Annotated in this window: 6 protein-coding genes; 2 read left to right on the forward strand and 4 right to left on the reverse strand. The window is 39.6% G+C overall.

The annotated features are described in order from the left end of the window. Positions 1-218: 218 nt before the first annotated feature. Positions 219-1,112: a 3-keto-disaccharide hydrolase gene (locus tag MURRU_RS02790; RefSeq protein WP_014031897.1), complete on the reverse strand. Its 894-nt coding sequence runs from the start codon at positions 1,110-1,112 to the stop codon at positions 219-221. A gap of 612 nt (positions 1,113-1,724) precedes the next feature. On the opposite strand from MURRU_RS02790, the gene galK reads away from it, so the two are divergent. Next, on the forward strand, positions 1,725-2,879 hold the full coding sequence (gene galK / locus MURRU_RS02795; RefSeq protein WP_014031898.1) for a galactokinase: 1,155 nt from the start codon (positions 1,725-1,727) through the stop codon (positions 2,877-2,879). Positions 2,880-2,949: 70 nt separating this feature from the next. Here the strand turns inward: galK and MURRU_RS02800 are convergent, their stop codons facing one another. From MURRU_RS02800 to MURRU_RS02810, 3 genes are all read right to left on the reverse strand, one after another. Then, the gene (locus tag MURRU_RS02800; RefSeq protein ID WP_014031899.1) at positions 2,950-6,276 is read right to left on the reverse strand and encodes a VCBS repeat-containing protein; all 3,327 of its coding nucleotides are present in this window, start codon (positions 6,274-6,276) and stop codon (positions 2,950-2,952) included. 121 nt (positions 6,277-6,397) lie between these two features. Next, on the reverse strand, positions 6,398-8,275 hold the full coding sequence (locus tag MURRU_RS02805) for a RagB/SusD family nutrient uptake outer membrane protein (protein ID WP_014031900.1): 1,878 nt from the start codon (positions 8,273-8,275) through the stop codon (positions 6,398-6,400). Positions 8,276-8,285: 10 nt separating this feature from the next. Next, entirely contained in the window at positions 8,286-11,510 is a 3,225-nt protein-coding gene (locus MURRU_RS02810; protein WP_014031901.1) for a SusC/RagA family TonB-linked outer membrane protein, read from the reverse strand. 345 nt (positions 11,511-11,855) lie between these two features. Between MURRU_RS02810 and MURRU_RS02815 the strand changes: the two genes are divergently transcribed. Then, positions 11,856-12,827 carry a GntR family transcriptional regulator gene (locus tag MURRU_RS02815; protein WP_245545056.1) on the forward strand — a complete coding sequence of 324 codons (972 nt, stop codon included), beginning with the start codon at positions 11,856-11,858 and terminating at the stop codon, positions 12,825-12,827. Positions 12,828-12,864 lie beyond the last annotated feature (37 nt).

Consider the following 12,864-nt stretch of genomic DNA (forward strand, 5'->3'; position numbering starts at 1 on the left):
TATGGCAAAGCGAAATTATGAACCTAAAAACAGTAATAAATTTTAAATGCAAAAACCAATTTTGAAAATATTCAAAAACATTTGTATTGAAAAAATCTATAACCCCCACATTCTTAGGAATGTAGCCACCCCTGATCTTTAGGACAGGTTTTCTACAAAACCAGGATTGAGAAAATCATACCTAGCATTGGAACCACATTTAATCTAACGCAATCAACTTAGTAGATACATTTTGAGTTGTCGGATTTTACATAATAAGATTTATAATTCTTTGCTTTTTTATCTGTACAACCACATAGATCCAATAATTCAATGGATTTAAAATCGATGGGGGCGGTCTCCGCCTGAATTGAAATATAACCTTCCTTTACGGGTTTGCCCACTTCATATGCACTATCAAGATAACCGTTAACCATACCCCCACCGATCGTCGGCTTACCATATCCCAACACAACTTTGTTGTCCAAGATATGTTGCATTATTGAATCCCCCAGAACCAGTGCCTCAATGGTCACCCATCCATCACCGGGATAGGTCTTGGATGTAGAAGGAATACAATGGTCTATAATCAACGAATCATTAATCACCACATTGGTTCCAGGTGTACATAGATTTCCATTGGTTCGATCGTGAGTACCATCGCCTCCTAGTAGCTGCAATTCCAACGAAATAGGGAAATCTTGATCAAGCCCCATAGTCCTTGGGTCTTGAGAATGCAGCATTAAACCATTGTTACGAATGGCCCATTCAGGTCCTCCCAACATTTGCTCCCCTACAAAACGATACGTTACCTTGAGTTTGTAATATGAAAACTTCTTTTTGTAGAATAAATGACCAAAGGTGCCATTAAAGCTGTCTTTTTCCTGATACCTAACGCTTAGAAGACTGTCTTTGAAAACAAAGGAGTCGTTATAATTTTCCCCCAGGGGATAGCCCGTAAATTTAGGTGTCCAGTCTTGATAATTGGTCCCATCAAATAGTGCGATCCATTCTTCCTTATTGGAATTATTTTTCTTAGGGGCACAGTTTGAGAAAAAAATAAAAGCTAAAACTGAAGCAATTAATGTTAGTGGTTTTAAACAGGATGGAATATCCATTTTTTTGGGTTTCATATTTACCAAGGTTTTGGACAATAAAGGGTTACTTTCAATTTTAAAGGTCCCATGTAAATTTATGGATGTTTTTCAATTTACTCCTTATTTTTTCATTCCAATAGGATACCTTCAAGTCTTTTTGTCAAGTACAAATAAAATTGTGACCGATCGGCCGTTGATTTATTTTTTTTAGATATTGACAATTTATCTGACAAAGAAGGTTAATCGATAGGATTTTGCCATCGATTCCATTTTTTTATGGAGAAGTTACCAATGTTTAAATCATTGCAAGCATTCTGTAACCCAAATGGTAACCCTATCGAGCTTATAGTCCCATATAACAATTGCCGCCAAGTATCCAATTCATTACCCTTACCGACTAATAGGTATGTTATTTCTCAAAAATTGATTTATCTTTTTATAAATCACAAGTTTTATGTCTCATTTACTAATAAAAAAGCAGGTATTTTGTAATTTTGACATACTTGCATGAAATATTCCAAACTCCTAATAACAGTATGGAATCCGTCCTGATTACAGGAAAAAGTTTAAGCACCCTTATGTTGAATTCTTTTTGTCGGTCAACTCAAGGGAAAAGTTGGTCCAAGTGACCTTTTTATTTATATAATTTTGATAGAAAGATATATATTCTCGAATCGGCTAAAAACCGACATAACGGTCACATCCCCCGGAAGAATCAACATCATAGGAGAACATACGGATTACAACAACGGTTATGTACTGCCTGGTGCAATCGATAAAACCATTACTTTTAAATTAGGGAAGAACAACACTGAAAAATGTTGTAGAATTTACAGCAAGGGTTTTGGTGATATACTTGAATTTGACTTGGATTCGATTACCAAGAAACCCGAGGGATGGGAAAATTATGTGCTTGGGGTAATTCATGAAATTTTACAACGAACCCATAAGTTAAAAGGCTTTGACTGCACCATTGAAAGCCACCTACCTGTTGGATCGGGAGTAAGTTCTTCCGCTGCCCTGGAATGTGGTCTTGCCTTTGGATTAAATACCCTTTTTGAACTTGGCCTTACAAAATGGGAAATAATTGAATTATCCCAAACAGCGGAACACGAATTTGTGGGCACCAAATGTGGTATCATGGATCAGTTTGCCTCGGTAATGGGCAAAAAGGACCATGTAATGTTTTTGGATTGCATGACATTGGATTTTGAATATATCCCCATGGATATAGAACCTTACCGTATTCTATTGTTGAATACCAATGTTGCCCATAATTTGGCATCTAGCGCATATAATATTCGGAGAAGCCAATGTGAAAAAGGTTTGGCCGTACTTCGGAAAAACTTTGGCAAAGACATTACCTTTAGGAATGTCACCACAACAATGCTCCATCAATGCAAAGAGGAACTGGGTGAAACCATTTTCAATAGGTGTAGTTATGTAATCGAAGAAAATTTAAGAGTTTTTAAGGCCGTAACGGCCTTAAAAGAAAAGAACCTTATAAAATTTGGTCAATTATTGTACCAGACCCATGAGGGATTGCGCCATAAATACGAAGTAAGTTGTCCTGAGCTTGATTTCCTTGTCGATTTTGCAAAAGATAAAACTGATGTACTTGGCGCCCGAATGATGGGAGGCGGATTCGGAGGCTGTACCCTTAACATTGTACATGAAGAAGCTATCGATGATTTTATAAAAGAAGCGGGCTCAGTTTACCACGAGCGGTTTTCCAACACATTGACTTTTTTCCAAACTGTTCCAAGCCAAGGGACCACCATCTCAAGTGAGAATGTGCGTTGACACCTCACTTGGTTGACTTTAACAGTACGGCCATGAGTTGTGGAATATACCACTACCCATTGCAACAATTTTAGTTGTTGAATTGATACGTTTTTATATCTTTTCCAGATATGCCAAGCAATAATTTATTGTCTATTTGGACAGCACTCCTAACATCACCTTTTATATGCAAACCAGATCGGGATTGTGGAACATATTTGAAGGATCCTTTCCCATCACCCAAAAGCAGCGTTCCATAATTAGCATCAAATTTTCCAAGCCGAAGTTTGAAAAACTGATTGTTGCCCAACAGCAATATATCGACAGTGCCATCATGGTCAAAGTCTTCTATTACGGTTCCATAAACAATTGAATATTGCACTTGTTCAGGCAAGGTTGCCATAGTATACTTACCATTTGGAGTGCTCAACATTAAAGATGTATACATATGATTGGCGGTTAATTTCTTGGACTTTTCCAATTCTTTTGGCGTGAAGATATCTTCCAATGTAGCATCTGCAAAACTCTCGTACGTTGTAAATTTTGAACGGAGATATGCCAATTGTCCCAAAAGCTCATTTCGGGTTACATAAGGATATTCCTTTCCCTGAATGTAAAAATTGAGAATGGGATCTACCGAACCATTTTGATCGTAATCGGCGTGGTACAATGCTGCGGGTTCTTCTTGGGATGCCTTGAACTGTGAATTTGTACCAAGGTTTCCCATAACTAAATCGGGGCGGCCATCCCCATTAAAATCGCCAACATCAATGGAATTCCAAAGACCACGGTATTCCCTGTCCAAAAGATTACTGGTTTCGTTTTTGAGCACCCCTGATCTGTTCATAAAAAAAGTGATGGGCATCCATTCTCCGACAACCACCAAATCCTTACCACCGTCATTGTCAAGATCTAACCAAACTGCATCGGTTATCATACCAGCTTCTTCCAATTCAGGAGCCAATCTTTGGGTAGCGTCCACAAAACGGCCGTTACCCTTGTTTTCCAACATATAGCTTCTTGGACTTTCCGGATATCTTCCCGGTATTACCCTACCGCCCACAAAAATATCCAGATCCCCATCTCCATCGATATCCGCAGTTCTTACGGTTTCACTATTTGTAGGCATTTCCGGGAGACGGTCTGTGCCATCGGTAAATCCTCCCTTTCCATTGCCTAGATATAACCTATCCTGCAGCAATGGATCTTCAGTATTAAAATTATGGTATCCGCCACCGGCCACATAAATATCAAGAAATCCGTCACCATTGGCATCGAATACGGCAGCGTCACTGTCATGGTATTCTTTATATTGGGAAAAAATACCCACTTTATGTTCGGCAAATGCACCATTTCTTCCCTGCAAGAATATATGTGCTGGTTTTCCTTTGGAACCTCCTATAAAAAGGTCATTAAGACCATCGTTGTTATAATCCCCTTTGACGATGCTTGGCGTGTTATGGGAATATTGGGATATAAGCAATGATTGGCGTTTAAAATCATTGACCGCTGATGGTTTGTCGGTATACTTCACTGGAGAGTCCACTTCACTGAACAAGGTAGAAGTGCTTGAAAATTCCTTCTTCCCTTTATCGGCATCAGTTTCCTTAAGCACTATTAATTTATCCACTGGAACTTGGGCAATCGTTTCCAGTCCTCCCCTATTCCACCGTACAACTATGGAATCAATGGTACTGTTTTGACCCAATCCAAAGTGCAGGATTGGGGATACCGTGGATAAATATCCTCTGGTGGGCATTTGAACCAGGGTCTGTTTCAAGGAATCTTGGTAAACCGTTACTTGGGCTCCGATTCCCTGTGTATTGCCCCCTTCACCTTCCAATTTTAACTGAATAAAATGGGAATCCCCAGAATTAGTATTGTTTTGATAAATGGAAGCTGGCTTATTGATATTGTTGATGACCAAGTCCAGGTCACCATCATTATCCAAATCGGCATAGGCCGCTCCATTACTATTGGCAGGCTCGTCCAACCCAAATTTTTTAGTGCTATTGGTATAATTGTTATTGCTGCTATGGGTATAAAGGTAATTGCTGAGCTTTGAAGATGGCATTTTTTCGATGAGTTCGAGTACATCCTTCCGTTTAAAACGCCCTTTGGATTTAACTAGGTTATCCATGTAATCGATAAAATCCAGATTGGTGTAATCCCGTAAGTACCCATTGGTCACAAAAAGATCTTTCCAGCCATCATTATCATAGTCGGCCCAAAGAGCGGCCCAACTCCAATCGGTATTGGAAATTCCAGCCATCTGTCCAATTTCACTAAAACTTCCATTACCATTGTTGACCTGCAACATATTCCGCATGTATTGATAATGAAAGCCACTGCGCACATTCAAATCAAATTTGTCATAATTGTCCGGTGAAAGCAATAATTTTTGTCTACGATTATCTTCTGGGAGCATATCCAAAGTGAAAATGTCCTGCAAGCCGTCATTGTTAACATCGGCTATATCGTTCCCCATAGAGAAATGACTCGTATGTCCAAGTTGTTCCCTTAAATCATTGATAAATGTTCCATCCTTTTGATTGATGTACAAGTAATCCGGTACGGCATAATCATTGGAAACATAAAAGTCCGACCACCCATCATTATTGAAATCCCCAATTCCAATACCCAAACCATAGGTTAGTGCGGAACCATTGATACCCGCATTGACCGTTACATCGGAAAAACGACCATTATCTTGCTGATATAGCCTAATTCCCTGCAAAGGATCGTCCATTTCCAAAAATCGTTTTGTGTTTGCTACATTGAGTATGGGCAGGGATTTTGGATTATGGTTCAGTAGAATCATATCAAGGTCACCATCGCGGTCGTAATCAAAAAAATAACCCTGGTTGCTGAATGCACTGCTAGCCAATCCATATTTTTCTGCTTGCTCCTCAAAAATGGGTATTCCATTGGAGTCGTTCCCCATATTGATGAACAATTGGTTTGTTCTTTTTTTGGGAGGCAATGCTCCGGAATAACAGAGGTAAAGGTCCATTCGGCCATCCCCATTAACATCGGCGGCGGTGATACCTGTTTTCCACGGTCCTGTCCTTCCTCCAACCTTTGCAATGGCGGTAATGTCTTTGAATTTCATTCCTCCCAAATTAAGGTAGCATTTATTCTCACCTGTATTGGATGTAAAATAAAGGTCGATCAAGCCGTCATCGTTAAAATCAGCTGTCGCCACTCCCCCGCCATTATATAGGTATTCGTACATCAAAACATTTAGGTTAGGGCCTTCCTGTAACGTGTTTTGAAAATGAACTCCAGAAAAATCAGGGGAAATAGATTGAAAAACAGCAGCTTCACTATTTGCTTTTTTAGCATCAATTGTCTTTTTATCTGTTTTGTCGCAACTAAAAAGAAAGGAGAGCAATAGTAAACATAGAGAATACCTCATTATGTTGTTTTTGATTCAAGGCAATAAAAAAAGAACCCTACCCCCGACTATTAGGGGTAGGACTCAAAGGTATTAAAACTAAAAAACTCAAACTAAATGAAATAAATCAAAATTCATTGGATTAATAACCGGGATTTTGAACCAGTAAGTCATTACGATTAATTTCATCTCTACTAAGAGGCATAAAGTACATTTTATCTTCCCAGGTCCTAGTTTCGTTTTCCGTATTGTCCACCACATTATAGGTGTAATCATACACTTCTGGGTCATATCGATAAGGGACGTGTGGTGTGGCACCAGTCTTCAATGTTGCTGTTACCCTGATTACTTTTATTCCCCTACCCAAGGTTTCAGGGGCAATCAACCATCTACGTGCATCAAAATAACGTTGTTCTTCATACGCAAGCTCGATTCTACGCTCATTGCGGTATAGTTCCATAAGTTCACTTCCTGTGGCAGTAACCGCGGGCATTCCAGCCCTATATCTTATCCGATTCAACCATAGAATGGCCTCATCTTCGTCACCTGTTTCCAAACAGGCTTCCACATAATTCAAAGCAATCTCTGTGTAGCGGATAAATGGCCATGGTACCAATTGTGCACTTGACATATTGTCTGCTACAGATGGGTCGGGATCGATAAATTTACGTACGTAATATCCTGTTCTGGACCCGTTCCAGTTCTCTATAACGGAATTTCGTGTGTCCACACCCGCTATAGTACCACCGGCACCATCATCATAAGTTCCGGTCTGTATTTGATCATAGGGATCAATTGATACTACATCACTAGGGCGTGGTTTCCAATCTGCACCATCATATAATATGGTCGCATAAAATCTAGGATCTCTGTCCGTGTAAGGAGCAGCAGCATGATCAGGGTTTTCCCAATCAAACTTGGAACCATCCATCATTTCATAATCATCCACCAATTGTTGTATGGGCGTATTACCTGCCCAGTTATGATAACCATTGGGTCCATTATTGATTCCTTGATGAATTCCTCCAAGAGGCCAATTGTTTTCCACTGTATATAAGGCACTATGGGTTCTCTCAAAAAGTATATCGGAATGGGCACCCGCATCCGCAGCTCCACTACCACCTCCCATGGAAAGGGCTACATAATTTGCTTCTCCTTCTTCAGGGGAAACAGGAGCATTTAAATCTAGTTTATATCCCGAAGTTGCATCCAACAATGCTTTGGAAGCCGCCTTAGCTGCATTCCATCTTGTTGTTCTATCGCCGGAAGTGTAGGCCACCAATTCCAAATCGGAGTAGCTACCATGTGCCGAGGATTGGGAAGATACGGTTGGGCCATGTCTTAAATCACTGGCCGCATATAACAATACTCTTGACTTTAATCCCATCGCACTGAGGTCCGAAGCCCTTCCAGGAGTAGCTCCTTTATCCTTAAGCAATGTAATGGCCTGCTCCAAATCATTTAAAATGAAATTGATACATTCTTCATAAGTGCCACGGGCAACGGAATAATCTTCATCCAATCCATAAGGTTGGTCTATTATTGGTGAACCTCCATAATATCTCACAACTTGGTGGTAATAATAAGCTCTGAGAAAATAGGATTCTCCTAACAGCCTATCCCTTAGTTCATCATCACCAAAAGTAGCTTCAGGTAATTCCGCTATGGCAATATTGGCCTGTCTAATGGCTGAAAAAAGTTCATCCCATTGAGGAATTATATTTGTGTTTCCAGTTCCTGTCGGTGACAAGGTGCCCTCGGTAATTACATTAATTCCCCTGCCTGAGTGGGTGAACATGGCCTCATCGGTCAAAGAAGCCAATCCCTCCTCTTCAAAACCTCCATAATTTAAATGTGAGTAAACACCGAACACAAACGCTTCTGAAAGTGCACCATCGCCCCAGGTCGCATCTGAGGATATTTTATCCAAGGGTTTGGTTTCCAAATAATCTTCCGAACACGATATGGGAACGATTGCCATCGCAGCAATCAATATGGTATAGAGTTTTATATTTTTCATAACAATCAAATTAAAATTTTACTTTAAATCCAGTGTTTATAACTCTAGCTTGTGGATAAAACTGTCCGCTGTTTACTGTGGATTCAGGGTCGTAAATATCATTTTTTGCCCAAGTGAATACATTGTTGGCACTTACATATAAACTGAAGCCGGAAAGCCCCAAAGGCTCCAGTAGTTTATCTGGGAAATTGTAAGCCAATTGTATATTTTTAAGCCTTATGTAATCCTTACTAAATAAATAGTAGGTATTGTTTCCATAGCTTCCACCCGTATAATAGGTATCTCCCCTAGTTGCCAACCTTGGGTGTACACTGCTCGGGTTGTTTATACTCCAACGGTTATTATAAGAATACTGCAAATAATTACCAATATCTCCCGATTCTGTTTGAATAGGTAGAGAGGCGCCTGTCGCTCCTTGAAATAATACTGCCAAAGTAAAATTCTTGTATGCTGCATTAAAGTTGGCACCAAAATTAAATTTGGGGATGATGTTTTCTTCAAGTCGAACTTGGTCATCCCCATTGATGACGCCATCACCATTTACATCCTTGAATTTCATGTCACCTGGTCTAAGTGTTGGGGTTACCTCACTATAATCCAATGTGTTGGCTGATATATCAGCTTCGTCCCTAAACACTCCGTCATATTCATACACAAAATAGGCTCCGATAGGTTTCCCTTCTTGACGTTGGTATTCTGGCGCTCCTGGAATTTCGTCCATAAAAACCACTTCGTTTTTGGCATAACCTCCATTGATTCCAACATCCCATTTAATGCCATCCTGGCTACCTCCATAATAATTTACGGCAAATTCAAAGCCCTTGTTGGCAACCTCGCCCGCATTTACTGGTGGAAGTTTGTCCGAAATACCGGAAGAACCAGGAGTAGATCCAGTTTCACGAATCAAAATTTGATCCCTTTTATTATAGAAATATTCGAAACTCATGCTTAAAGAGTTATCAAAAAGATATGTATCCAACCCCAGGTTAAAGTTATTGGCCCGTTCCCATGTAAAATTAGGATTGGCCAAAAGTGCTTCTTCCAAAGTGTTCGCCACAGCTCCATTTATAGGAAATTGGTTCGGAGAATATGTTGACAAATAAGCGTATTCCTGTAACGAGCCATCAAAAAATACTTGATCGTTACCCATTTGACCATAAGACCCCCTTAATTTAAGATAATTGATGGCATCAACATTAAACCAATCCTCATTGGAAACGTTCCATCCCACTAAAAACCCAGGGAAGAAACCGAATCTATCATCAGCGGGGAAAATATAAGACCCATCATATCTCCAGATGAATTCAGCTAAATATTTTTGTTTATAATCGTATTGAACACGACCATAATACCCTAAACGAGCTCTGTCAAATGCCCTACCGTCAACCTCCTGTCCATCGGAACCACCAAAAAAAAGTTGATCAATGGAAGGAGAAATAAAGTTTCTGCTGTATGCTGAAAAGAACTCATTTTGAAAACGCTCACGTGTAACACCCGCCATAACGTTAAGGGAATGCACATCGTTAAAAACACGATCGTAATTTAGTAAAGCGGTAAGGTTGGTGTTGAGATTGTTTTCCGAGGACTGGGTCAACCTTGGATCTGTAAAACTAGACCGTATGTTGGCCGTAAGTATAGGTTCGCCTGTATTAATATAGGTTTCCCTATCCAATGAATACAACTCCCATGGCACTTGCCAAAGTTTTCTTCTAATTTGACTTTGGTCAATACCTGCTAATAATGTCAACTTCAAACCTTCTATCCAAGGTTGTGTAATATCCACCGAGCCCGTGAACTGTAAATAATCAGTAGGTTGACTATCATATCCCGTGGCATTTGTAGTAATAACCACCGGCTGCTGTCCGTTTTCAATATCTGGGCCAGGTTCACCAGTAGGCCAAATAGCCGGGTCTGTAGGTCGACCTCTCATCAACATCCTGAAAATGGCCCCTGAACCTTCGGTTGGGTAACGCCTATCTTCCTTTCTATAGGCAAAACCAAGTTTTGTCTGAATATAATCATTTACCTTGATGTCCGTGTTGATTCTAAAATTATACTGTTGGTAACGGGTAGATGAGTTTTTATAATATGCATCTTGATCAAAGTATCCAATTGAGGAATAGTATTTTACATTTTCTCCACCTCCCCTAATTGAAAGGTTATGCCTGCTCTGCATAGACCATTCTTTAAAAGTGGAATCAAACCAGTCTGTATTCGGGTATAGCCAAGGATCGGTACCTTGTGCATAGCCTTGAACGGATTCTGGGGAAAAAGCAGCATTTACTGTTTCATCACTTGAAGGAATGGTATAGTTTCCCGAATTACCAAATGCATTCCAAGCTGCTCCCCATTCACCAACGGGAATGTTACTGTTAAAAATGGTAATCTCATTCATGATATCGGCATATTGCACAGCACCTGCCATATCGGGTACCTTGGTAGGTTGGGCCATACCAAAATCTGCGGTATAGGTAACTTCAGGCTTACCTACCCTACCCTGTTTTGTGGTTACAATGATAGCTCCATTGGCCGCCCTTGCACCATAAATAGCGGCTGAGGCATCTTTTAACACTGAAATATTTTCAATATCACTTCCGTTTAACCTTCCTATACCTCCATCACGATCGGGAATACCATCTATAACTATCAAAGGGCTACTGTTTCCCAAAGTATTGGTACCACGTATGCTAATACTGGCGGCATCGCTCCCAGGTTCGCCGCTGGTCTGAATCACCACCAAACCAGGTAAACGCCCCGATAATGAATTGGATACACTAATTGTTGGTGAAGTTTCCAATATATCTCCCTTAACAGCTGCCACTGCACCGGTGACCGTTGCCTTTTTCTGGGTACCATACCCAACTACAACAACTTCATCCAGGGAGGAAAGGTCTTCGTCCATTGCTAAATTTATAGTTGTTTGATTATTAACAGCAACCTCTACGGTCTTGAATCCTATTGAGCTAAACCGCAGGGTTGTTGTGCCTTGAATTCCAGAAATGGAATAGTTTCCATCAAAATCTGTAATGGTCCCCTTTGAAGAATCGTTTATGTCAATAATAGTGACACCCGGTAAAGGTTGGCCATCTGAAGAGGCCGTTACTGTTCCTGTGACAGTGATACCTTGAGCCTGTGCGGTGGAAAACAATACACCTCCAAAAAACAGGACAAAGGTTAAGAAAATACAGGGCGTACTACCCAAATATCTCCTATTCAATGACGATTGGTTGTTCATAATCGAATGTTTGTTGTTTAGTTATTAGTTCGTGCGAGCAGCACAATTTTCATCAAGACCTCGAAAAATTTCAAAAAATCTATGATACTCTGTGCTACTGTTGCTAAATTAGTGTTAAATTTGAAATATCAAAACTTTAGAAGTGTTTTTTTGACAAATAACCAATTTGAACTTAATAATATTGACTATTTAACACCATAGCTATTAAGAGGTAATCCACAAAACAGTAATATGGATGTGCATCCTCGCAATTTGAAAGTATTTTTGAGATTGAACAGATTAACCGAATAATGTTGAAACATGCCATTACTAGATAGAATATTGGACTTACAAAACAGCCATTTATTGTCAAAGCATGAAATACTGGTTCAAAGTGTGGTGGATGCCATAGGAGATAATGAATTTCAAGTTGGTGACAAACTACCCTCAATAAATATTATGGTTCGCGATGTGGGATATGCCAGAAAAACCATTGTAAAGGCATACGAGGAGTTAAAGGACAGAGGACTTGTGGAATCAAAAAACAAACAAGGTTATTTTGTCATCAGTCAAGAAACAGGAGTTGTACTTAGGGTGGCGTTGTTACTATTTGCCTTCCAGAGTTTTCAAGAAGATTTTTACAACACCCTAAGAGAGGAACTTGGAAAAAAATTTCAAGTAGATGTGTTTTTTCACCATAACAACATCTCCATATTTGAAACAATGATTACGAATATCAAAGGGAAATATGGCATGTATGTAATCGCTCCCATACAAGACGATGCGGTAAAACCCATGCTGCAGACCATAGCCCCGAACAAATTGATATTGGTTGATAGATATTTGGATCTAGGTCCAGAGTATTCATTTATAGCTCAAGAGTTTGAAAACGCTACATACAGCACCTTGGTAAAATTATTGCCCGATATAAAAAAATATAAGAGCATGGTACTGTTCTTCAATTCCAAAACAGACTATTCACCAATAGGAATCCGAAGGGCCTATGAAAGGTTTTTAAAAGACCATGGTATTAAAGGCTCTATCGAAGAGAATTATATCTCGGGAACTATTAAAAAAGACACACTGTATTTTATAAAAAATGATTCCATTCTATGGACCTTCCTTAAGGATTGCAACCAAGGGCATTGTGTGCTTGGCAAAGACCTGGGTATCCTTTCCTATGATGATAATGTGCTCAAAGAGATTATTATGGGAGGTATAACCACTATATCCACTAATTTTAAGGAAATGGCCAAAATAGCAGCAAAATATGTTATGGATGGAAACGAAATAAGAACCATTATCCCCACAAACCTTATTAGCCGTAGTTCACTTTAAATACAATAGATAAAAATTAACAACCTCTAACCTCAAT

This window comes from Allomuricauda ruestringensis DSM 13258 (assembly GCF_000224085.1).
GTDB classification, from domain to species: Bacteria; Bacteroidota; Bacteroidia; order Flavobacteriales; family Flavobacteriaceae; genus Flagellimonas; species Flagellimonas ruestringensis.